Below are 21,112 nucleotides of genomic sequence, written 5' to 3'. Positions count from 1 at the left end.
CTCACGGCAAGGCTATCCAGCCGCGCGCCCGGACCCAACCGCAATCTCCCGCAGCAGCGGGGGGAACTCCATGAGATCGGGCAGCGTGTGGCTGGCGCCGGCGGCGCGCAGTTCGTCGACACTGCACGGACCCGTGGCCACCGCGACCCCCGGTATCCCGGCGGTCGTGGCGGCCACCATGTCGGCGACGTGGTCACCGACGTACCAGCGGACCGAGTGCTCGGCCAGCGCGGCCGCCTTGCCCGCCGCGAACAGGTCACCCGCGACCACATCGGCGTGCAGGCCGAGGTGGGCCAGGTGCAACTCGGCCAGCCGGCCCAGCTTCGAGGTCACGACCACCACCCGCAGGCCCAGCTCGCGCACCGCGGCCAGCGCCTCGACCGCGCCGGGCATCGGCACGGTCGGGGCGACGGCGTGGTCGGGGTACAACGCCCGGAACGTGGCGACGGCCCGCTCGATCTCCTCCGGCGGGAACCACTCGCCCAGCTCCTGCCGCAGCGGGGGTCCGAGCCGGGTCACCGCCAGATCGGCGTCGACATGCACCCCGGTCGCCGCCGTCAGCGCGCGGTACGTCGCCCAGATTCCCGGCCGCGAGTCGATCAGGGTCATGTCCAGGTCGAAGCCGACCGCCGTCATGATCGACTGCACCGAGCGGCACCTCGCCGCGCCTCCCGACGGCCTCGCGGGCGAGGGCCAGGAGAGCATGACAAAGGTGACTGAGCCCTCACGAGGCGGTCGAGGGGCGGTACGTCAGCCGCTCCACCGGCAGCGGGAAGCTCTGGTCGTCGCCGAACGGGGAGGGCGCGGCGGGCCGGTCCGACACCAGCTCGGAGACCACCAGGTGATCGCCCTCCGGCGTACGGGGCTGGCTGCCCGAAACCCCACCGTCGGCCGCCGGGGTGCCCGCTACCTTCGCCTGTGCCACGTTCGTCCCTCCGCATCGCGTCCGAGCCCACGCCCTGGGCCCGTCACCATCGTCCCATGGCGGCTAGCGTGGAACGCGATGGCCACCACCTTCGCCGACCAGCTGCGCTCCCTGCCGGACGCGGCACTCGGGGCGCTGATCCAGCTGCGTCCCGACCTCGTCGTGCCCCTGCCCGCCGACATCTCGGCGCTGGCGGTGCGGGCCCAGTCCCGTGGTTCCGTGGCCCGCTGCCTGGACGGACTCGACGAGTTCACCCTCCAGATCCTGGACGCGGCCCGGCTCAGCCGCGACCCCGACACCATCCTGACCTCGGTGGCGGCGATCACCGAGCTGGCCGCGGCGGCCCCCGCCGAGGACGTACGGGCGGCCGTGGACCGGCTGCGCGCCCGGTTCCTGCTGCACGGGCCGGAGCACGAGCTGCAGGTCGTCGGCGCCGTGGACGAGGTGGCCTCGCCGTACCCGGCGGGGCTGGGACGGCCCGCGGACTACCTGGACCCGCTGGCGGCCGCGCTCTGCGCCGACCGGGCGAAGCTGCGCCGTACCGTGCTGGCCGCGCCCCCGGCGGCCCGGGCCGTGCTGGAGCGCCTGGCCGCCGGCCCGCCGGTCGGCGCGCTGAACGCGGCCGCGATGGCCGAGCCGGTGCGCTGGCTGGTCGAGCATCACATGCTGGTACCGGTCGGTGAGGCGGGTCGCGCGCCCCGCCCGGACGGGGAGCTGGTGGAGCTGCCCCGCGAGATCGGCCTGCTGCTGCGCCGCGACACCGGCCCGCTGGGGCCGCTGCGCCCGTTCGCGCCGACTCCGCCGTCGCCGGTGCGCGAGGCCAAGTCGGTGGATTCGGCCGGGGCCGGTCAGGTCATGGAGGCCGTGCGGATCACCGAGGCGATCCTGGAGACGCTGGGCGCCGAGCCGGCGGCGGTGCTCAAGACCGGTGGGCTCGGCGTCCGCGACCTCAAGCGCCTCGCCCGCGCCAGCGGCCAGGACGAGGTCACCACGGCACTGCTGCTGGAGGTCGCGTACGCGGCCGGGCTGCTCGGCGAGGCGGACGCCTCCGGCGCCCCGCGCGGGGTGTACGTGAGCCGCACCGGCGGCGGGGCCGAGGAGATCTTCCTGCCGACCGGCACGTACGACCTGTGGCGGGCCACCGGCATCGCGCAGCGCTGGGAGACTCTGGCCCGGTCCTGGCTCGCGATGACCCGCCAGCCGGGTCTCGTCGGGCAGCGCGACGAGCGGGACCGCCCGATCACGGCGCTGTCCCCGGAGGCGGAACGGGCGGGCGCGCCGCAGGCCCGCCGGGAGGCCCTGCGGGTTCTGGCGGCCCTGCCCGCGGGCACCGCGCCGAGCGTGGACGCGGTGCTGGGTCAGCTGGGCTGGCAGGCGCCCCGGCGGGCGCGGGGCCGGGAGGCCGCGCACCGGGACGCGCTGGCCGGCTCCGTCGCGCTCGGCGTCGCCGCACTCGGCGCGATCACCTCGTACGGTCGGCTGTTGCTGGACGAGGGCGCCGAGCCCGACCCGGACCCACTGGGTGTCGGCGCAGAGCCCTCGGCGGCCGGGTCGGACGTGGTCCGGGTGCTGGACGCGCTGCTGCCCGCGCCGGTGGATCACGTCCTGGTGCAGGCGGACCTGTCCGTGGTCGTGCCGGGCCCGCCCGAGCCGGAACTCGCCGCCGAACTGGACGTCGTGGCGGAGCACGAGTCCGCGGGCGGGGCCAGCGTGCACCGGGTCACCCCGGCCAGCGTGCGGCACGCCCTCGACGTCGGGTACGGCGCGGCCGACCTGCACGCGCTGTTCCGGCGGCGCTCGCGCACCCCGGTGCCGCAGGCGCTGACGTACCTGATCGACGACGCGGCGCGCACCCACGGCGGGCTCCGCACCGGTTCGGCGGGTGCGTATCTGCGCAGCGACGACGAGGCGCTGCTGGCCGAGGCGCTGGCGGACAAGCGGCTGACGCCGATGGCGTTGCGCCGGATCGCGCCGACCGTGCTGGTCACCGCGTACCCGGTGGCGCGGCTGCTGGGGGCCCTGCGGGAGGCGGGGTACGCGCCGGTGGCGGAGGACGCGGGCGGCGCTGCGGTGCTGACCCGGCCGAAGGTGCGCCGGGCGGCGTCACGTACCCCGCTGGCGGCGAAGGTGGCCGAGCAGGCCGGGCCCCCGCTGCTGGCCGGGCCACGGCTGGCCGGGGTGGTGGAGCAGATCCGCCGCGGGGACATCGCGACCCGGGCGGCGCGGCGGGCGCCGGTCACGGTCCGGGCCGCGCACGGCCAGGGGGTGCCCGGCCTGACCGCGGTGCAGGCGCACGGTCAGGCCATGGCGGTGCTGCAGCAGGCCGTGCGGGACAAGGCCCGGGTCTGGGTCGGGTACGTGGATTCGCACGGCGCGACCCTGTCGCGGCTGGTGCGGCCGGTGTCGCTGAGCGCGGGCTACCTGCGTGCCGAGGACGACCGCACGGAGACGCTGCACACCTTCGCGCTGCACCGGATCACGGCAGCGGTGCCCGAGGAGGAAGAGCAGAAGTAAGGCACGGCGGACCGCATGCCCCCGTTGGCCTCGCGCACGCGGTCGTCCGCCGTTGCCACCCCGGGCGTGATCCGCCCGGGCCTGAAGCTTTGCACGCGGGGTCAAGCGGTGGCGGGCCGTGTCAGACTGGAGGGTCATCGCTGGATCGTGGAAGGGCACGTGGTGAGCGGCGGACCCCTGATCGTGCAGTCCGACAAGACCCTGCTGCTGGAGGTGGACCACCCCGACGCGCAGGCGTGCCGGATGGCGATCGCGCCGTTCGCGGAGCTGGAACGCTCGCCGGAGCACGTGCACACGTACCGGCTGACGCCGCTGGGGTTGTGGAACGCCCGCGCGGCCGGGCACGACGCGGAGAGCGTGGTCGACGGCCTGATCAAGTTCTCCCGATACCCGGTGCCGCACGCCCTGCTGGTCGACGTGGCCGAGACGATGGACCGGTACGGCCGCCTGCAACTGCTCAACGACCCGGTGCACGGGCTCGTGCTGCGCGGGCTGGACCGGATCGTGCTGGTCGAGGTGGCCAAGAGCAAGAAGCTGGCCGGGATGCTGGGCGCCCGCCTCGACGACGAGACGATCGCGGTGCACGGCTCGGAACGCGGCCGCCTCAAGCAGGCGCTGCTCAAGCTGGGCTGGCCCGCCGAGGACCTGGCCGGGTACGTGGACGGCGAGGCGCACCAGATCGACCTGGCGGAAGACGGCTGGCATCTGCGCTCGTACCAGCAGGAGGCCGTGGACGGGTTCTGGGCCGGCGGGTCCGGTGTGGTGGTGCTGCCGTGCGGGGCGGGCAAGACCCTGGTCGGGGCGGCCGCCATGGCCGTCGCGAAGGCCACCACGCTGATCCTGGTGACCAACACGGTCGCCGGGCGGCAGTGGAAGCGGGAGCTGATCGCCCGTACGTCGCTGACCGAGGAGGAGGTCGGCGAGTACTCCGGCGAGCGCAAGGAGATCCGCCCGGTCACCATCGCCACGTACCAGGTGCTGACGTCGCGGCGCGGCGGCGCGTTCACCCACCTGGACCTGTTCGGGGCCCGCGACTGGGGTCTGGTGATCTACGACGAGGTGCACCTGCTGCCCGCGCCGATCTTCCGGTTCACCGCGGACCTGCAGGCCCGGCGGCGCCTCGGGCTGACCGCCACGCTGGTCCGTGAGGACGGCCGCGAGGGCGACGTGTTCTCCCTGATCGGTCCGAAGCGCTACGACGCGCCGTGGAAGGACATCGAGGCGCAGGGCTGGATCGCCCCCGCCGAGTGCGTCGAGGTCCGGGTGACGCTGACGGACGCGGAGCGGATGGCGTACGCGGTGAGTGAGGCCGAGGAGCGCTACCGGGTCGCGTCGACGGCCCGGACGAAGCTGCCCGTGGTCCGCGCCCTGCTGGAGCGGCACAAGGGCGAGCAGACCCTGGTGATCGGCGGCTACCTGGACCAGCTGCACGAGCTGAGCGAGTACCTGGACGCACCGATCGTGCAGGGCGCCACCACCAACAAGGAGCGGGAACGGCTGTTCGACGAGTTCCGCTCGGGCGCGCTGCGCACCCTGGTGGTCTCGAAGGTCGGCAACTTCTCCATCGACCTGCCCGAGGCCGCGGTGGCGATCCAGGTGTCCGGCACGTTCGGGTCCCGGCAGGAGGAGGCGCAGCGGCTGGGCCGCGTGCTGCGCCCGAAGGCGGACGGCCGCCAGGCGCACTTCTACACCGTGGTGTCCCGGGACACGATCGACACCGAGTACGCCGCGCACCGCCAGCGTTTCCTGGCCGAGCAGGGGTACGCGTACACGATCGTCGACGCGGACGACGTGCTGGGCCCGCCGCTGCCCACGGTGGACTGACTCAGGGCACCGCCGGGCCGGGGGTGAGCAGGTCGGCCAGCAGATCGCCGTGCTCCCGCACGCGGTCGAGCACCTCGCCCGCCCGGTACTGCCGGGCGGGCTCGTCACCCACCGCGACCGCCTCCACCTCGTCCCATGTCAGCGGCGTCGACACGGTCGGGTGGGGCTGGGCCCGCAGCGAGTACGGCGCCACGGTGGTCTTCGCGGCGGCGTTCTGGCTCCAGTCGATGAACACCTTGCCGGGCCGGATCGCCTTGGTCATCCGCGCGGTGATCGAGCCGGGCACCTGCCTGGACAACTCCTCGGCGATCCGCTTGGCGTACCCGCTGACGTGCTCGGCGGACTGCGTGCCCGCGATCGGGCAGCACAGCTGCATGCCCTTCTTCCCCGAGGTCTTCGGGTACGCGGCGACGCCGTCGGCGGCCAGCCGGTCCCGGACCAGCACCGCGACCGCGCAGCACTCCCGTAGCCCGGCGGGCTCCCCCGGGTCCAGGTCGACCACCATCAGGTCGGGGTCGGCGCCGATGCGCCACTGCGGGGTGTGCAGTTCCAGGGAGGCGATGTTGGCCACCCACACGAGGGTGGCCAGGTCGTCGACCACCACGAAGTCGATGGTCTCCCGGCTCTTGGTGGAGCCGGGTACGGGCAGGGTCGCCAGGCGGACCCAGTCCGGGGTGCCGCCGGGGGCGTTCTTCTCGAAGAAGTGGGCGGCCTCGACCCCGTTCGGGTAGCGGATGCGGGTCAGCGCCCGGTCCTGAAGGTGGGGCAGCAGCACCGGGGCGACCCGGGTGTAGTAGTCGATGACCTCACCCTTGGTGAACCCGGCCGCCGGGTACAGGACCTTGTCGAGGTTGGACAGTTCCAGGTCGCGCCCGTCGAGGTGGACGACGAAGCGCTCACGAGGCACGGTCGTCCTCCTCCTCTTCGGCACACATCTCGGGCGTCTTGTCCGGGCGCAGCCGCAGGAACCGGGGGAACCGCAGCCGCCCGTCGGGGGTGCGGTTGCCGTACCGGATCTCGGCCACCAGCTCGGGGCGTACCCAGTGTGCGCCGCGGGAATCCTCGCGAGGCACCGCGCCGGGCGCGAACGGCGACTCCGGTGCGGCCAGCGGCCGCAGCGCCGCCAGCAGGTCCTGCTCGGCGGCGGCGCCGATGCCACCGCCGACCCGGCCACGGAACCGCAGCAGGCCGTCCGGGCCGGGCACGCCGACGAGCAGGCCACCGAGGCGCCGGGCGCCGGACCGCCAGCCGCCGATGACGTAGTCACCGGTCCGGTCGAACTTGACCTTGATCCAGTCGGCGGAGCGGGCCCCCGGCACGTACGGCGCCTCCAGCCGCTTGGCGACCACCCCTTCCAGGGCGTGCTCCCGGGCGGCGGCCGCGGTGGCGGCGCCGTCGGGAAAGGCGGGCGGCACCGTCCAGTGCGGCCCTTCCAGCTCCAGGGCCTCCAGCCGCGCGCGCCGCTGCGCGTACGGCAGGGCCAGCAGCGCCTCGTCGCCGTACCGGAGCAGATCGAAGATCATGTACGTGGCGGGCAGTCCGGCGGCGAGCCGGGCCGCGCGCCCCGCGTCGCGCACGTGCATCCGCTCCGCGAGCGCCGTGAACGACGGCCGCCCGCTGGCGTCGAGCACCACCATCTCCCCGTCCAGCAGCGATCCGGCGGGCAACTCCAGGGCAGCCACCTCGGGATACGCCACGGTGACCAGCGTGCCGGAGCGGGCCCAGAGCCGGGGGCGCGCACCGGCGAAGGACGCCAGCACCCGCACGCCGTCCCACTTGAACTCGTAACTCCACCCCGGTCCCGCCGGCAGGGTGCCCGCGGTGGCGAGCATCGGGGACAGCGGTGCACCGGCCATTCGATCACCATAGGCAGGTGCGAACACCTTACGCAGGCGTGTCGGTGATGCGATCCTGATCGGGTACGAACGCGATTCCGGCAGCTCAGCGCGGGTATGACCAAGGGAGCGAACGGCTGCCACGGCGGGAAGGGCGGGGCATGCGGGCGATCTGGAAGGGCGCGGTGTCGTTCGGCCTCGTGTCGATCGCGGTCAAACTCTTCTCGGCCACGGAGGAAAAGGACATCCGGTTCCACCAGGTGCACCGCACCGACGGCGGCCGGATCAAGTACAAGCGGGTCTGCTCCGTGGACGGCGAAGAGGTCAGCTACGACGACATCGCCAAGGGTTACGACATCGGCGGCGGCGAGATGGTCATCCTCACCGACGACGACTTCGCGGACCTGCCGTTGACCACCTCGCACGCCATCGACGTACTGGCCTTCGTGCCCGCCGACCAGATCGACCCCATCATGTACGCGAAGGCGTACTACCTGGAGCCCGAGGGCCAGGCCGCCAAGCCGTACGTGCTGCTGCGCGACGCCCTCACCGACGCCGACCGGGTCGCCATCGTGAAGGTGGCGCTGCGCCAGCGCGAGCAGCTGGCCACCCTGCGGGTCCGCGACGACGTGCTGGTGCTCAACACGATGCTCTGGCCGGACGAGGTGCGCACCCCGGACTTCGGTTTCCTGGACGACGACGTGGAGACCCGCCCGGCCGAGCTGGCGATGGCCAGCTCGCTGATCGACTCGATGGCGGGCAGTTTCAAGCCGGACGAGTTCACCGACAACTACCGGGCCGCGTTGCAGGAGGTCATCGACGCCAAGGTGGAGGGCCGGGAGGTCGTCACACCGGAGGAGGCCGAGGAGGCCCCGGCCGCCGCGGTGGATCTGATGGCGGCGCTGAAGGCGTCCGTCGAGCGGGCCAAGGCGGCCCGCGGCGAGACTCCGGAGGCGCGGGCGCGGGCGGTCGAGGCCACCCCGCTCAAGGCCCCGGCGAAGAAGAGCGCACCGGCCAAGAAGGCCGCCCCCGCGAAGAAGGCGGCCGCCGCCAAGAAGACCACCACCGCGAAGAAGGCGGCCCCCACCAAGAAGGCGGCGAAGAAGTCCGCCTGACTAGGCTGCTCGCGTGGGACTGACGTGGGCGGAATCGTATCTGGGCCGGGTGCGGGCGAGCGTCGGCGATGCCGACACCCTGCTGTTCGTGGGGGCTCGCGGGGTGATCTTCGACGAGTCGGACCGGCTGCTGCTGATCCAGCGCTCGGACAATGGGCGCTGGGCCATCCCGGCGGGCGCGATGGAGCTGGGCGAGAGCATGGAGGACTGCGCGATCCGGGAGGTGTGGGAGGAGACCGGGCTGCGCGCCACGTCGCTGACCCCGTTCGCGTTCTACAGCAGGTACACGTTCACCAACGACTACGGGCACACGTACCAGCAGATCCTGATGTCGTTCCGGATCCACGCGTGGGAGGGCGAGCTGCGGAGGGTGACGGAGGAGTCGGTGGATGCCGGGTTCTTCCCGCTGGACGCGCTGCCGGGCCCCCGTTCCCTGGTCATCCAGGAGACCCTCGCGGATCTGGCCGCCTTCGAACGCACCGGCACCATAGTGATCAAGTAGGGCGAAAATCGTTCGGCCGGTGCGCCGGGCCCGTGGCACCATCCCGGGCGTGACCGACCGACCCCAGCGGCGGCTGGGGCTCGACCTCACCCCGCTGCGCACCTCCCGCGACTTCCGCCTGGTCTTCGTGGGCGGCGCGGTGTCCGGCTTCGGGTCGTTCATCACGTACGTCACGATCCCGTTCCAGGTCGCGGCCATCACCCGCGATCCGCTGGCCGTGGGCCTGCTCGGCGTCTGCGAGCTGGTGCCGCTGCTGGTGATGGCGTTCGTGGGTGGCGCGCTGGCCGACTTCGTGGACCGGCGGCTGCTGGTCCGCGGCGGGGAGCTCGCGCTCACGGCCCTGTGCGGGGTGCTGCTGGTCAACGCCCTCTCCGACCGCCCGCACCTGTGGCTGCTGTACCTGGTCGCCGCGGTGACCGCCGCCATCGACGGCGTGCAGCGCCCCGCCCTGGAGGCGATGGTCCCCCGCCTGGTGACGCCCGAACAGATCCCCGCGACCAGCGCGCTGCAGTCGCTGGGGATGCAGATCGCACAGCTGGGCGGCCCCGCGCTGGCCGGGGTGCTGCTGGCCACCGTCGACCTGGCCTGGGTGTACGCGTTCGACCTGATCACGTTCGCCATCTCGGTGACCTGCCTGTCGCTGGTCCGCGCCGTCCCGCCCCCGCCGGACGCGGACCGCCCGTCGATCCGCTCGGTGATCACCGGCCTGAAGTACGCGAAGAGCCGCCCCGAGCTGCTCGGCACCTACCTGGTCGACATCAACGCGATGTTCTTCGGCATGCCGCAGGCGCTCTACCCGTTCCTTGCCGTGCAGCTCGGCGGCCCGAAGGTGCTCGGCCTGCTGTACGCCGCCCCCGCCGTCGGCTCGCTGCTGGCCACGGTCGGTTCCGGCTGGACCGGCCGGGTGCACCGGCACGGCCTCATGGTGATCATCGCGGCGGCGTTGTGGGGGGTCGGCATCGTCGGCGTCGGCCTGTCGCACACGCTCTGGTTCACCCTGTTCTGCCTGGCGTTCGCGGGCGCCGCCGACATGGTCTCCGGCATCTTCCGCAGCATCATCTGGAGCCAGACCATCCCGGACCACCTGCGGGGACGGCTCGCCGGGATCGAGATGCTCTCGTACACCACCGGCCCCCTGCTGGGACAGCTGCGCTCCGGGATGATGGCGCGGACCCGGCTGGGTGTGGGCGGCTCGATCTGGGTGGGCGGGGTGCTCTGCGTGGTCGGCACCGCGGCGCTTGCGGCGGCGCTGCCGGCGTTCGCCCGCTACGACGGCGCGAACGGGATCGCCCGCAAGAAGGCCGAGGACGAGGCCTGGGTGGCGGCCGCCGCGGCCCGCGCCGCGGCGGCCTAGCACCGGTCAGTACCAGCGGTGGCGGGCCTGGGCCCGGGCCAGGGCCGCCGGGCGGTGCCGGTCGGCGAGGTCGCTGCCGTGCCAGGCGACGAAGCCGGCCGCGGCGAGCGCCAGCAGTTCGACCGCCAGCAGGCCGCCGCCCGCCACCCGATCGGGCGTGCGCATGCGCAGGATCAGGATGACCGCGAAGAGGATCAGTACGCCCATGCTGCCCAGCGTGCGCAGCACACCGGCCCGCTTCGCGGCGGTGCCGTGGGCTACGTACGCCGTGTCGATCGCACCGGCCACTGTGGCCAGCACACCGCCGACGAGGCCGGCGACGATGTTCCAGTACGCCAGCGCGCCGAGGAACTGTGGGGCGCCGAGCAGGTCAGCGACATCGAAGATGGCGGCCATCGCGAACAGTCCGAGCGGGAACATCACGAGTACCGGTTGCACCGCCTCGCCCGCGATCCGCAGTCGACTCTCCATGCCCTGTTCAGCCTCCCCAGCTGCGGTGTCCTGGATGTGTCCGGCGGTGGGGCCGCGCCCTGCAGACGCGGGCCGCGTGAGGTATCGATGTCCGGTCTACCCGACGCCTCCGTCGATGAAACGAGTCTTTGGTCTCTGGCGTGGCGCTGAACTGAGCTGTGCTGGCGCTGGCGGCCGGTGGTCGCGCCGACGACCAGCCTCGGACGCGGCGTCCCTGGAACCTGTTCGGCGTATGGTCTCACGGTTCCGCAATGGACGCGCCGCAATCCGGCGGCCGGATCCGGCCGCCGAGCCGGACCACTTCGCCCTGGTCACCGGCGGGACGCGGCGGCACACACCGGCAACTTGCACCCAGTCGGCTTGTACGCAGTCTGCAACATGGCAACTTGAGGTGTAGCGATCAGACGGGTGGCGTGCTGTACTGGAGGATGCAGGCAACAGGGCGGAGTTGGAGGGAGACAACGCAACGGCACCCGGCGGCAACCGGGTGCCGTTGTCGCCTCTGGAGCTACGTCTGGTGGTAACGAGCGAGGCGGGGGACTCTCTCAGCGCCAATGGTGGCCCGGCTCCCCTCCCCTCGCAAGAAGCGGTGGAGAGGAGTTTCGCGATGAGCACACGCACCTACTACCGCGGGCCCGATGCGGTGATCACCGACGAGCACTTCGTGTGGCGCACCACCTCGGCCCGGGTCTTCGAGATCCGCGACCTGCGGCAGGTACACCGGGTCAGCGGCAAGCCCGCCCACCCGTACGCGATCGTGGCGGGCGGCGCCGTGCTGCTGACCTCCGTCGGCTGGGCCGCACTCACCACCCCGCCGGCCTACATGCTCGGCCTGCTCACCGTCGCCGCAGCGGGCGCACTGGCGGTGACGATCAACCGGACGCGATCACGGACCTGGCGGCTGGAGGCAACGTACCGCGGGCGCGACGTGGTCCTGTACACCCAGTCCGACCCCCGAGTGTTCAACCAGGTCAGCCGCGGTCTGCGGCGGGCGATGGAGGCGGCTCGACCACCTACGGCCGGCTATGGCCTGGTTGTCACCTGATCACCGCAGCGCCACCCCAACGGGTGAGTCCGTTACTTTTCGATGAACTTATGCGTACTCAGATTCGTTCTGATATGACAGTAAGTAAGATGACGCGCGACCTCGCTGGATGCGATCTGGCATCCAGCGAGGTGGCATGATTGCCGCAGGCAACTTCGACTCGCATCGACGATGAAGGACTCATGGCTGAGGGTGACTCGCCCACTGTGGCCAGGCGGCGCGTTCGCCTGGCACTCCGCGAGGCCCGCGAGGCGGCGGAGTTGACCCAGCAGCAGGTCGCCGACGAGATGGAGTGGTCCCTCAGCAAGGTCATCCGCATCGAGGGCGGCGAGGTCAGCATCGCGCCGAACGACCTGCGCCCGCTGCTGACGTACCTCGGCATCAAGGACCGCGCGCGCATCAACGACCTGCTGCAGGCCGCCAAGATCGCCCGGACCCGGCAGCGCCGCTTCTGGTGGCAGGCCCCGGAGTTCCGCGAGCACCTCACCGATCCGCTGCGGCGGCTCATCGAGTTCGAGGCCGAGATGGCGGCGATCCGGTACTACTGCTTCTATCACCTCCCAGGACCGATGCAGACGCCCGCGTACGCCGAGGCGCTCATGCACAAGTGGGACGACGAGCTGACCGAGGAACAGATCCGCTACCGTATCGAGGCGCGCAAGCGCCGCCGCGAAACCCTGAACGCGCGGCTCGACCACATGCGGATCTACATCCTCATCGACGAATCAGTGCTCTGGCGGCCGATCGGCGGCAACGCGGTCATGGCGGAGCAACTCGAACAACTCGTCGACCTCGCCGCCAGCGGCCACGTCGAGCTGCGGATGATCCCGTTCGCCGTGGACACACCGATGACCAACAACGCCAGTTTCGAGCTGCTGTTCCTGGGCGAGGATCTGCCCGAGAACGCGGTGCTGTACCGGGAGAACGGTCTGACCGACGAGCTCGTGGAGGACCTCGCCACCACCTCGCGGCACCGCAACCGGTACGACAAGGTATGGAGCGCGGCCACGGACGAGGCGACCACCGTCGCCTTCATCCGTGACCGGATCAAAGCCCTGCGCGCGGCTGAACACAGCCGGCGGGGCGACCCGAATACGCAGTAACCTCACCGACCCACGGGCCGGTGCGTGCGCTGGTCCGTGGGCACGCCTTGAAAGGACCCGCACCATGACCGACCGCACCGAACCCAAGTGGCGGAAGAGCTCCCGCTGCGGTAACGGCACCTGCGTCGAGGTGGCGAAGGTCAACGACACCTTCCTCATCCGCGACTCCAAGAATCCCGGCGCCCCCGCGCTCACGTTCACCCCACAGGAGTGGGCCGCCTTCGTCGAAGGCGTCACCGCCGGCGAGTTCGTCTTCGACTGATCCGGTGATCACGGTGCGCGCGATCCACAGCCCGGGTCGCACGCACCTCCGGCCGCGGCCGGCTTCCCGTTCGGCTGAGCAGCGCTCAGCCGCCGCGGCATAATGCCCAGATGGGGGACGTCGACCCGCCGCCCGAAACGTATCTCCGGGTCACCGATCCGGGGCGCTTCGACCTGCTCCACGACGCGGCCGAGGTGTTGCTGGACGAGCTGACCGAGCGGTACACCGTCGAGCGGCGGGAGACTACGGAGCCCTTCGAGGGGCGCGCGGGCGACCCGCAGGTCCGCATCGTGCGGCTGATCCCCCGCTCCCCCGTGGCCGGGCCGCTCGCGGTCGCGTTCACGGACTTCCCGGGCCTCGCGGTACGCCTCGGCCGCTGGCACGAACTGGCGCTGCCGGTGTGCGGCTGCGACGCCTGCGACGAGGATCCGAAGCAACTCGTCGACGACCTGCACCGGGAGATCTACGCGCACGTCGAGGGTGGGCTCTGGGAGGGCGTACGGCGGCGCCTCAGCGGCTCGCGGTGGGAAACCCGGCTGATCGGTCCGGACTTCAGCCAGGGGCGCAGCGGGCAGCTGTCGGGCCGGCAGGCACGGGCGGCCCGGCGCGAGGGATTCGCGGCGGCCGTCCGGTGGGCGCCCTGGAACCGGCGGGCCGCCGACCCCACCGAGCCGCCGCCCCTGTACTGAGCTGCTAACCCGGGGGACCCAGCGCTGCTAACCCGGGGGACCCAGCGCTGCTAACCCGGGGGACCCAGCGCGCGTACCGCCACCCGGATCGACGGCCTGCGCAGGATATGGGCCATGGAAAGCTCACCGCGGCAGAACGCCGTGAACGCCCGCCAGCCCAGCGGGGTCGCCATCGCCGCGTGCACAAGGCCGGGATGGCGCTCGAAGACGCCCAGCAACCGCCGCCCGGCCACCATCTCCGGCACCAGTTCGCGGGTCACCTGCCGCTCGTACCCGGCCAGCGCCCGCTCCACGCCCTCAGCCAGCGGCCCTTCCTCGCCCTCGGCCAGCGGCCGCTCCACGCCCTCGGCCAGCGGCCCTTCCTCGCCCTCGGCCAGCGGCCGCTTCTCGCCCTCGGCCAGCGGCCCTTCCTCGCCCGGCTCGGCGGCGCGGCTGCAGGCCGTCGCGGCGGCCTGGCCCGCCCACATGCCCGAGCGCAGCGCGTAGCTGATGCCCTCGCGGGTCCACGGCTCCAGCAGGCCCGCGGCGTCGCCGACGACCAGGACGCGGCCCCGGCGCAGTGGCGCGCCAGCGCTGCGGCACCGGGTCAGGTGGCCGGAATCGCGCCGGACGGGACGATCCGCCAGGCCCAGCCGGGCCAGGAAACGCGCGAGGTACTCCTTCGTCTCGCCGCCCCGGCCCTTCGCCATGATCACGCCGACGGTGAGCTCGTCGTCCTTCGGAAAGACCCAGCCGTACGAGCCCGGCACGGGCCCCCAGTCCAGCAACACCCGGCCCCGCCAGGCCGCACGCTGCGACGGATCGGGCACGACCTCGACCTCGAGCCCAAGATCCTGCTGGTCGAAGGTGACGCCGACGTGGCGGGAGGTGATGCCCGCCGAACCGTCGGCGCCGATCACCACCCGCGCGGTGACCGTCGAGCCGTCCGCCAGCCCGACCGAGGCGGCGCGCCGGTCCTGGGTGATGCTCCGGGCCTGGCAGTTCGCCCGCACCTTGGCACCGGCGGCGACCGCGGCGTCGTGCCAGGCGAGGTCGAAGTCGTCGCGCCGCACCATCGTGAGCAGTGGTGTGTCACCGCCCCGTCGGGTGAACGCCCGGCGCCCGTCGACCGCGAAGGTGATCGCCGCGACCGTGTCCCGAGCGGGTACCGCGATCCGTTCCGTAGCGATGCCCAGCGACGTGCCGATCAGGCCGCCCCCGCAGGTCTTGTAGCGAGGGTGCGCGGCTCGCTCCAGAACCACCGTCCGGGCCCCGGCCGACGCCGCGGCGCAGGCTGCCGCGAGCCCGCCGGGCCCGGCTCCGACAACGGCGACATCCCACTCCGGCGCCTCGACCACGTGCGGAGTTTAGCCGCGCCGAGTGCAGGGGCGGGACCGCCATGCGGCCCCACCCCCGCGCGCAGAACTGCGGCCCCCCTTGCGCGCAGCCTGCGGCTCTCAACCCCGCCCTGGCAGGCGGCGTCCGCACCGATCATTCCCCTGCGCCACGCCGCGATCACCCTGGGCGACACTGATCTTCGCAGCGAAATGCGTCGAAGATTTGAACGTCTCTCGCTTTGTTCGGCTCAGCCGGGGACGCCACGCGAGGCGAGCAGTTCGGAGCGCTTGAAGGCGTAACCCACCATCCAGTGTGGGCGCAGGCGATACATCCGGATCTCGTCGCCCCAGGACAGTGGCGAGCTGCCGTAGTGCGCCGTCCAGTGGTCGATGGTCTCGCCCCAGCGCGGATCGTCCGGCGTCATGACCTCGACCCGGCCGTGGCTGAAGACGGCCATCTCCTCCCCGTCGATGTGCGCGACGCTGACCGCGGGTCGCGCCTGGAGATGTCGGGCCTTCGCGGCGGTCGCGCTCGTGCTGAAGGTCCAGGTGGCGTGCAGGAAGTGGCCGTCGAGCGCGCTGATGCGCGGCTCACCGGCGGCGGTCACGGTGGCCACGCTGAGCACCCGCATGCCGGTGAGCAACGCGGCGAGATCAGCTGCCGTCAGCGTGCGATCCGCGTCGATGATGCCCCGCAGATGCTCGGTCGACGTGGCGTGCGAAGCGTCGAGCAGCCGTTGCAGGTTGGCCAGCTCGTCGGCGGTCTCCATCATGGGGCCACGCTAGGCCCGGGGTACGACGAAATCAGTACGGACGCCGGATCCCACGCTCCGCCAGCGTCCGCTCGTACGCTGCCAGCACGGCGCCAACCTCGCCGACCACATGATCAAGCTCGCCCAGGGCGTCCTGATCACCCGGCTCCGCACGTAGCGCCCGCGCGGCCGCGGCGAGTTGCAGGTGCAGCGCCGCGAAGCCGTCCCCCGGCACGTGGATGCCGGGAAACGCGCGGCCCGGCAGGTGCACGACGGCGTGGCTGCCCGTACGCGCGAGCACCTCGACCTTCTCAGAGCTCATTCCGCGAGTCTGCCAGCGGATCCACGACCACGCCCCCGGTCCGCCGATCGCGCCTCGGGCGGCCGCCACAGCTCGCCGAGACAGTGCCGGCGCACCGCCCCGCCCCGTCGGCGGGCAGGACCCGGCACGGGGTCGTGTCGTGCGGGTGCGGCCCGTACTCGGCGAGTGCGCGCACCACCTCGATCAGCTCGGCGTTGGGCATCGGCTTGAGCAGGACGGCGCAGACCCCGGCGGCGCGCAGGTCGGTGTCGGCCGACCGCAACCGGCCGCTGAGCACGGCGACCGGGATGTCCCCGATCTCGGTCCGGCCGCGGATCGCCTGGCACAACGCCAGGCCGTCGAGCTCCGGCATGTCCAGGTCGGTGAGCACGACATCCGGCGGCTCGGCGACCGCGAGGCGCAACGCGGTGCCGCCGTTGTCCGCGGCGTGGACCACGTAGCCGGCCCGCTCCATCAGCCGCTGCAGCCCGTCGCGAAGGTCGGGGTCGTCCTCGGCCAGCAGCAATACGGTCATCGGAGCACTCCCGACGCGTCTTCTCAGCGTTGTGCCGACACTACGCCGCTCACCCCGTCCGCGGCGGGAATCGGCGCGGCACGCCACCAACGGGGTGTCGGTCCACCCGGCTAGAAATCGATCCGCATCACGGCACGCCGGGGTGTCGGCGTGGAGACCTCGCGGAATCCGGCGGCGGCGAAGATGCCGCTGCTGCCGACGTACAGCTCGCCCCAGCCGAAGGTCTGCCCCGGCCGGGTGATGATCGGATATCCCTCGAGAGCACGGGCACCGCGCTCGCGCGCGTAGCCCACGGAGGCGGCCGCCAGCGCCCGGCTGACCCCGCGACGGCGGAACCCGGTACGGGTGACGAAGCAGGTCACCGCCCACACCCCGGCATCCGTACGGTCCTCCGAGCGCCCACTCCACGGCACGCGGCCGCGCAGCAGGCGCACGTACTCGGTGCGGGGTTCGACCGCGCACCACCCGGCCGGTTCGCCGTCGAGGTACGCGACCAGTCCGGTCGTCGAGCCGGCCGTACGATCACCGCAGTGGGTCTGCTCCCGCAGGCGCCGGGCCTTCTCCTCGACCGGTACCGAGCCCCACTGGGCATCCCGGATCTTGAACCACTGGCAGTGGCAGCGGGCGGGCTCCCCGCGTACTCCGAAGATGGCGGTCAGGTCGTCCGGGGTCGCCTCGTTGGCCGGCACGATGGAGATCGCAGCCGTGTCCGTGTCCGTCATTCGCACCGCCCTCCGATCGGGCCGGTCACGGCCCCACCGACGACCTTGCCCCTGCCGGGGTCTTTGCGCACCTCGCCGTGCGGGCCGCCGGTCGTGAAATGCCCGCGGGCGCGAGCCCGCCGCCGGCTCCCGCCCCGCCGGACGGCCCCACCTGGCGTCGCACTGCGAAGATCAGGCAATGGGATGGCCGACCGACTGGGACGCGCGCGTCGCGGAACCGTGTGCCGCCTCTGCGCCGAGGGCCGGCCTGACGAGTCGCGCACGGGCGCACGGATCTACGCCGGTGCGCACACCGACGCGTACCTCGCCAGGAAGGCCCTGGTACGCGGCTACGTCGTGGTGATCTGGCGCGGCCGGCACGCCGTGGAGCCACATCATCTGAGTGCGGACGAGGCCGCGAGCTATCACGCGGACGTCCTTCGCGTCGGCAGGCTGGTGGACGACTACTTCCAACCTATGAAGATCAACTACATGACCATGGGCAACCGCGGACCCCACCTGCACACCCACGTCACAGCCCGCTACCTCGACGACCCGGCTCCGGGCGCGCCGCTGCCGGACGGCCCCAACATGCCCTTGCCGGAGAACCAGTGGCGCGCCGACGTCGCAGCACTACGCCGGCTCGTGGCAGAGGGATAGCACCCCGGCACCCGGCGCGCTATTTCTCGGCCTTGCCGATGCGAGGTGGTCGCAATTTCCGGATCGGTCGGGCGACGGCGCAGATGGCCCGGAAGCGGGCCGGGACGTCGCGCGCCGTGGTGATCAGCTCAGCGGGGTGGGCGCACACGTGTGCGCGCGGCGGCGCGGCGGCGCCCGCCAGAAACGGCGGTCCGGTGATCGTGAGGACGCGTCGCGGGATGCCGCTGACGTTGACCACCTGGACACGGCCCCCGTTCTCGGCCGCGGTGGCGTGATAGCAGATGAGGAGGCCGGCGATGGCCGCGTCGAGGAAGGTGACCTCCCCGAGATCGATGTCGACGTGCGGCCCGGTCGCCGGTGGTACGGCGCCCAGCACCGCGGCAACCTGGTCACGGACGTGGCGGTCGAGTTCGCCGACGGCGACGAAGCGCCGCACACCATCGTCGGCGGGGGCTACCCATTGGTACGTGGGTTGGTTCCGGAAAGTGGCCATTGCGTCAACGCTCACCCGCGCGCGGTGACCGTGGTAGTGCGCAGAGCGCACGAGATGGCACGCGCTGTCGCCCAAGCGAAGGGGTCAGTCGTTGCGCAAGGTGGTCTGCGGGGTGACGCCGTAGGTCTTGCGGTAGAGGGCCGTGAACCGGCTGTGGTTGGCGAATCCCCAGCGGGCGGCGACCGCCCCGATGGTGGTCGTCGCGGGGTCGGCGGCGAGCAGGTCCTGATGGGCCTGATGGAGGCGGGCCCGGCGCAGGTAGGCCATCGGCGGCATGCCGAGGTGGCGGCGGAAGGCCAACTGGAGAGCACGGATGCTGACGTGGGCGGCGGCGGCGATCTCAGCGGCGCTGATGTCGTCGGCGAGGTGCTCATCGATGTACGCGACGGCCCGCCGCAGGGTGACGGTGGAGGCGTCGTGGCGGTCTTCGATGGTGGGGTGGGTCAGCGCGGTGTTGGGAAACGCGGCGAGCGTCGCGGCGGCCAGTTGCCGGGCCGCGCTGCCCACGATCAGCGGGGACGCCGCCGCCTCCGGGTTGTTCAGCAACTCGGCGACGTAGCGGTGGGTTGACCACCAGTGCGCCGCGACGGCCGGGGACAGGGGGTCGGGGCTGATGAATCGGATCGGCTCGGGGCGGCGCCCGGGCGCGGCGGCCGCCACCCTGGTGATCAGGCCGAGGTCGAGGACACACGCGTCGATGCGGCCCGGCATGACCCGGGCCGCGTACGGCTGGTCGGGTAGCGCGGCGAGGAAGAGCTCGCCGGTGTCATAGCGCGAGGTCTCCCCGCCGCGGCGAGCGTCCACCCTGGCCGTCGTCGTCCGGTCGACGACGATCGCCTGAAGTGGCTCGACCCGTACGTCGAGGACGGCCGACTGCTCCAGGGAGTCCAGAGCGAACGGTCCCGCGTCCACGCGTTGATAGCGCAGCAGGGGAGGATCGCTGCTGCGTACCCGCATGCTGCTGTAGGCGTCGCTGAGCAGGGTTTCGATGGCGTCGGCGTCGGTGAGCTCGACCGAGATGGTGTGTGGTTCATCGGCGTTCATGGCGTCCGTTTCAGATCGGCAGCGCGTGGCTGGGAGGAATGGCCGTAGGCGACGCCGAACCGGCCCGGGTGGCGGAAGCCCGCCGCCGGACCGCTCAATGGGCACTGCCCGGGTGTCGGCGCCATGGCGTACCTCTTACCCAGTGGGCCGGCGCCGTGCGCCCTCCTGTGGTGCGCGCGACGTTCGGTCGCCTGGGATGCGGGCCTCAAGCTCGTCGCGTGGGCCGACGCAGTGACGGCAGTTGCGCTGGACACGGTTTAGCGGCGGGCGCCACGGGGATCAGTGGGGCAATGAGCGCGGCACCGCACCCTCAGCTCAGCACAGGAAGGGATGGCATTGTGAGTACCGTTACCAAGTCCGTTGACGTCAACGTGCCGGTACGCACCGCGTACAACCAGTGGACGCAGTTCGAGGAATTCCCGCAGTTCATGAGCGGTGTAGAGGAGATCCGCCAGCTCGATGACACCACCACGCACTGGACGACCAACATCGACGGTGTGAAGCGTGAGTTCGACGCCCGGATCACCGAGCAGCTCCCCGACGAGCGGGTGGCCTGGACGTCCGTGGAGGGCCCCCGGCAGGCCGGCGTGGTGACGTTCCACCGCCTCGACGCCGCGCACACCCGGGTGACGGTCCAGATGGACATCGAGCCCGAAGGCATCGTCGAGCAGGTGGGCGACAAACTCGGCTTCGTCGACCGGCAGGTCAAGGGCGATCTGGAGCGTTTCAAGGAGTTCATCGAGGGCCGCGACGGCGTCGAGACCGGCGGGTGGCGCGGCGAGGTCGACCGTCCGCAACCCTGACCGCACACCGAGACGGCCCTGCAATCTGTAGCGTGATCCGTTCGCCGGAACGCCGGGACACCCTGACGGGTGCCCGGCGTTCCACGGCAGGGCGCCGGTCGCGGCACGGGTCCGGCCGCCCGGAGCTGCCGACCGAGGCGTACGTACGAAGGCCGACAGAAGCGCTGAGGCGGCCGGTGGCCTTGGGGCCGCGACGCTGGCTTCGCCGCTCGACGGAGCAGGCACTCAGGACTCGCGAAGCAACTTGGCCATGTGCTGGGAGGTGACGCGGAAGCCGAGGCTCTCGTAGAGCCGAATGGCGCGGGTGACCCATACCCAGCCGACGACGGTGTCGTTCACCCACGCCGTACGCAGGATCGCGTCCTCGGTGTGCACGCCTCGCGGTAGTACGGCGTCCATCTGCCGCCTGGCTTCCGCCGTCGCCGCATCGGCGGTCAAACCGAGCTCGGAATGCAGGTTGGCCGCATACCGCTTCCGGCTCTCGGCCGACCGCCGCTCGAACTCCTCGGGTGTCATGGGTACCAGGACGAGTTCCATACCTCACCTCGCGGGATCTCTCCGCCGCCGGCTACGCCGAGCAGCACCTCTACCACCCTAAGTGGACGGCCTACGCACTCGTTCTTCCGGCAGCCGAAGGGTGGCCGGCGAGGGCTGCGGGCCCGAGTTGCCTCGCCATTTGTACTTTCCCTGACGTTCCATTTGCACTTCCTTGACATTGACATTGTTACGGCCGCTCCGGGCCGCCTGCGCGTCGCCGAGATTGCACGAAACGCGCGCATCCGCCACATGAGAGACGCGCGGCTGCACCCAACACGGAGCGTCCTTCCAGGACTGCGGATTGCGACCTTTCCGCCCAGGTTGTGACCGA

Annotated in this window: 24 protein-coding genes; 11 read left to right on the top strand and 13 right to left on the bottom strand. The window is 72.1% G+C overall.

Annotated elements, in window-relative coordinates:
* Nucleotides 1-12: 12 nt before the first annotated feature.
* Both EV385_RS17440 and EV385_RS17435 read right to left on the bottom strand, forming a co-directional pair.
* Entirely contained in the window at nucleotides 13-636 is a 624-nt protein-coding gene (locus EV385_RS17440) for an HAD family hydrolase (protein WP_207230110.1), read from the bottom strand.
* An 88-nt stretch (nucleotides 637-724) separates the two neighbouring features.
* Nucleotides 725-925, bottom strand: a complete 201-nt coding sequence (locus EV385_RS17435; RefSeq protein ID WP_130510420.1) for a hypothetical protein — start codon at nucleotides 923-925, stop codon at nucleotides 725-727.
* A 78-nt stretch (nucleotides 926-1,003) separates the two neighbouring features.
* Between EV385_RS17435 and EV385_RS17430 the strand changes: the two genes are divergently transcribed.
* Both EV385_RS17430 and EV385_RS17425 read left to right on the top strand, forming a co-directional pair.
* Complete coding sequence (locus EV385_RS17430) at nucleotides 1,004-3,439, top strand: helicase-associated domain-containing protein (protein ID WP_130510419.1); 2,436 nt, start codon at nucleotides 1,004-1,006, stop codon at nucleotides 3,437-3,439.
* 162 nt (nucleotides 3,440-3,601) lie between these two features.
* Nucleotides 3,602-5,263, top strand: a complete 1,662-nt coding sequence (locus EV385_RS17425) for a DNA repair helicase XPB (RefSeq protein ID WP_130510418.1) — start codon at nucleotides 3,602-3,604, stop codon at nucleotides 5,261-5,263.
* A gap of 1 nt (nucleotide 5,264) precedes the next feature.
* On the opposite strand, the gene ligD (EV385_RS17420) is transcribed toward EV385_RS17425, so the two are convergent.
* Together ligD (EV385_RS17420) and ligD (EV385_RS17415) are read right to left on the bottom strand one after the other, a co-directional pair.
* Nucleotides 5,265-6,170, bottom strand: a complete 906-nt coding sequence (gene ligD, locus EV385_RS17420; protein ID WP_130510417.1) for a non-homologous end-joining DNA ligase — start codon at nucleotides 6,168-6,170, stop codon at nucleotides 5,265-5,267.
* On the bottom strand, nucleotides 6,160-7,119 hold the full coding sequence (gene ligD / locus EV385_RS17415; protein ID WP_130510416.1) for a non-homologous end-joining DNA ligase: 960 nt from the start codon (nucleotides 7,117-7,119) through the stop codon (nucleotides 6,160-6,162). The genes ligD (EV385_RS17420) and ligD (EV385_RS17415) overlap by 11 nt, the downstream gene beginning before the upstream one ends.
* A 140-nt stretch (nucleotides 7,120-7,259) precedes the next feature.
* On the opposite strand from ligD (EV385_RS17415), the gene ku reads away from it, so the two are divergent.
* Genes ku through EV385_RS17400 form a run of 3 tightly spaced genes read left to right on the top strand, consistent with a single transcriptional unit; the run spans nucleotide 7,260 to nucleotide 10,069 of the window.
* Nucleotides 7,260-8,213 (top strand): non-homologous end joining protein Ku, encoded by a 954-nt coding sequence (gene ku, locus EV385_RS17410; RefSeq protein ID WP_130510415.1) that lies wholly within the window; start codon nucleotides 7,260-7,262, stop codon nucleotides 8,211-8,213.
* A 13-nt stretch (nucleotides 8,214-8,226) separates the two neighbouring features.
* Nucleotides 8,227-8,715 carry an NUDIX domain-containing protein gene (locus EV385_RS17405; RefSeq protein WP_130510414.1) on the top strand — a complete coding sequence of 163 codons (489 nt, stop codon included), beginning with the start codon at nucleotides 8,227-8,229 and terminating at the stop codon, nucleotides 8,713-8,715.
* Between the two features lie 49 nt (nucleotides 8,716-8,764).
* Nucleotides 8,765-10,069: an MFS transporter gene (locus EV385_RS17400; RefSeq protein ID WP_242624929.1), complete on the top strand. Its 1,305-nt coding sequence runs from the start codon at nucleotides 8,765-8,767 to the stop codon at nucleotides 10,067-10,069.
* A gap of 6 nt (nucleotides 10,070-10,075) precedes the next feature.
* Here EV385_RS17400 and EV385_RS17395 read toward each other — a convergent pair whose 3' ends face one another.
* A complete protein-coding gene (locus EV385_RS17395) occupies nucleotides 10,076-10,540 on the bottom strand; it encodes a DUF2231 domain-containing protein (protein WP_130510413.1) in 465 nt (154 codons plus the stop codon).
* A 607-nt stretch (nucleotides 10,541-11,147) separates the two neighbouring features.
* Here EV385_RS17395 and EV385_RS17390 point away from each other — a divergent pair.
* The 4 genes from EV385_RS17390 to EV385_RS17375 all read left to right on the top strand — a co-directional run bounded on the left by EV385_RS17390 (nucleotide 11,148) and on the right by EV385_RS17375 (nucleotide 13,639).
* Nucleotides 11,148-11,585, top strand: a complete 438-nt coding sequence (locus EV385_RS17390) for a DUF6232 family protein (protein WP_130510412.1) — start codon at nucleotides 11,148-11,150, stop codon at nucleotides 11,583-11,585.
* A 182-nt stretch (nucleotides 11,586-11,767) separates the two neighbouring features.
* A complete protein-coding gene (locus EV385_RS17385; RefSeq protein ID WP_130510411.1) occupies nucleotides 11,768-12,688 on the top strand; it encodes a helix-turn-helix domain-containing protein in 921 nt (306 codons plus the stop codon).
* Nucleotides 12,689-12,752: 64 nt separating this feature from the next.
* Nucleotides 12,753-12,950, top strand: a complete 198-nt coding sequence (locus EV385_RS17380) for a DUF397 domain-containing protein (RefSeq protein ID WP_130510410.1) — start codon at nucleotides 12,753-12,755, stop codon at nucleotides 12,948-12,950.
* A 74-nt stretch (nucleotides 12,951-13,024) separates the two neighbouring features.
* On the top strand, nucleotides 13,025-13,639 hold the full coding sequence (locus EV385_RS17375) for a DUF6226 family protein (RefSeq protein WP_278045027.1): 615 nt from the start codon (nucleotides 13,025-13,027) through the stop codon (nucleotides 13,637-13,639).
* Nucleotides 13,640-13,689: 50 nt separating this feature from the next.
* Here EV385_RS17375 and EV385_RS17370 read toward each other — a convergent pair whose 3' ends face one another.
* From EV385_RS17370 to EV385_RS17350, 5 genes are all read right to left on the bottom strand, one after another.
* Nucleotides 13,690-14,976, bottom strand: coding sequence for a geranylgeranyl reductase family protein (locus EV385_RS17370; RefSeq protein ID WP_242624928.1), 1,287 nt, complete (start codon nucleotides 14,974-14,976; stop codon nucleotides 13,690-13,692).
* Between the two features lie 227 nt (nucleotides 14,977-15,203).
* Nucleotides 15,204-15,728, bottom strand: coding sequence for a pyridoxamine 5'-phosphate oxidase family protein (locus EV385_RS17365; RefSeq protein WP_130510408.1), 525 nt, complete (start codon nucleotides 15,726-15,728; stop codon nucleotides 15,204-15,206).
* 31 nt (nucleotides 15,729-15,759) lie between these two features.
* A complete protein-coding gene (locus tag EV385_RS17360; RefSeq protein ID WP_130510407.1) occupies nucleotides 15,760-16,029 on the bottom strand; it encodes a DUF6959 family protein in 270 nt (89 codons plus the stop codon).
* A complete protein-coding gene (locus EV385_RS17355) occupies nucleotides 16,019-16,543 on the bottom strand; it encodes a response regulator (protein WP_130510406.1) in 525 nt (174 codons plus the stop codon). Before EV385_RS17355 ends, EV385_RS17360 begins: the two co-directional genes overlap by 11 nt.
* Before the next feature lie 110 nt (nucleotides 16,544-16,653).
* Nucleotides 16,654-17,265, bottom strand: a complete 612-nt coding sequence (locus tag EV385_RS17350) for a GNAT family N-acetyltransferase (RefSeq protein ID WP_130510405.1) — start codon at nucleotides 17,263-17,265, stop codon at nucleotides 16,654-16,656.
* A gap of 183 nt (nucleotides 17,266-17,448) precedes the next feature.
* Here EV385_RS17350 and EV385_RS17345 point away from each other — a divergent pair, with 183 nt between their 5' ends.
* Nucleotides 17,449-17,904, top strand: a complete 456-nt coding sequence (locus tag EV385_RS17345; RefSeq protein ID WP_130510404.1) for an HIT family protein — start codon at nucleotides 17,449-17,451, stop codon at nucleotides 17,902-17,904.
* A gap of 19 nt (nucleotides 17,905-17,923) precedes the next feature.
* Here the strand turns inward: EV385_RS17345 and EV385_RS17340 are convergent, their stop codons facing one another.
* Together EV385_RS17340 and EV385_RS17335 are read right to left on the bottom strand one after the other, a co-directional pair.
* Nucleotides 17,924-18,397, bottom strand: coding sequence for an STAS domain-containing protein (locus EV385_RS17340; RefSeq protein WP_130510403.1), 474 nt, complete (start codon nucleotides 18,395-18,397; stop codon nucleotides 17,924-17,926).
* An 84-nt stretch (nucleotides 18,398-18,481) separates the two neighbouring features.
* A complete protein-coding gene (locus EV385_RS17335; protein WP_130510402.1) occupies nucleotides 18,482-19,441 on the bottom strand; it encodes a helix-turn-helix transcriptional regulator in 960 nt (319 codons plus the stop codon).
* 290 nt (nucleotides 19,442-19,731) lie between these two features.
* Here EV385_RS17335 and EV385_RS17330 point away from each other — a divergent pair, with 290 nt between their 5' ends.
* Nucleotides 19,732-20,244, top strand: a complete 513-nt coding sequence (locus EV385_RS17330; RefSeq protein WP_423203056.1) for an SRPBCC family protein — start codon at nucleotides 19,732-19,734, stop codon at nucleotides 20,242-20,244.
* A 225-nt stretch (nucleotides 20,245-20,469) separates the two neighbouring features.
* Here the strand turns inward: EV385_RS17330 and EV385_RS17325 are convergent, their stop codons facing one another.
* Nucleotides 20,470-20,781, bottom strand: a complete 312-nt coding sequence (locus EV385_RS17325) for a hypothetical protein (RefSeq protein WP_130510400.1) — start codon at nucleotides 20,779-20,781, stop codon at nucleotides 20,470-20,472.
* Nucleotides 20,782-21,112 lie beyond the last annotated feature (331 nt).

The organism is Krasilnikovia cinnamomea, from assembly GCF_004217545.1.
GTDB lineage: Bacteria > Actinomycetota > Actinomycetes > Mycobacteriales > Micromonosporaceae > Actinoplanes > Actinoplanes cinnamomeus.
The sequence above is the reverse complement of the archived record's forward strand: the minus strand, read 5'-3'. Positions and strand labels throughout refer to the sequence as shown.